Annotated in this window: 1 protein-coding gene; it reads right to left on the reverse strand. The window is 76.2% G+C overall.

Translation table 11 applies throughout. The annotated features are described in order from the left end of the window. Positions 1–170 precede the first annotated feature (170 nt). The coding region (locus G5C65_RS38240) for a hypothetical protein (RefSeq protein ID WP_206442751.1) at positions 171–478 on the reverse strand (308 nt) is incomplete at its 5' end.

Here is a 478-nt window from a genome sequence, read left to right on the forward strand (position 1 = left end):
CGGCAAGGGTGTGGAGTCGGCCGGAAGTTGGCTGAAAAACGAGGGGGATCAGATGTGCGATCCGGTCATACGACAGACGTGCGCACATGGTGAATCGGAGCGCCGCGGGGGTGTGGCGCGCGCGGTCGCGCCTGGCCGCCCGGCGTTTTCCGGCCGCGCGCGGCGCGTGTTCAGCGCGGGCCGAGCTGGTGCCCGCCCCGGTGTGCGCCGGTTCCGGTGCGGCTGTGCCGGCCCCGGTGCGGGCTGACCTGGTCTCCCGTCAGGCGCGCGTACCGGCGCTCGGAGTGCCGCAGGAGCGCGCGGCAGGCCGTGGTGACCGCGGCCAGCCCGGCGGCCGTACCGAGCGCTCCCGCGAGGGAGGAACCGCAGATCAGCAGCACCACCGGGACCAGCGCGCTGCTGAAGGCGGCCCAGCGTACGACGTCGCTCACCGGGTCGGCGGCGGGCCGTGGGGCGCGCCGGGGGCGCGGTGCGGCGG

Source organism: Streptomyces boncukensis, assembly GCF_011045075.1.
GTDB classification, from domain to species: domain Bacteria; phylum Actinomycetota; class Actinomycetes; order Streptomycetales; family Streptomycetaceae; genus Streptomyces; species Streptomyces boncukensis.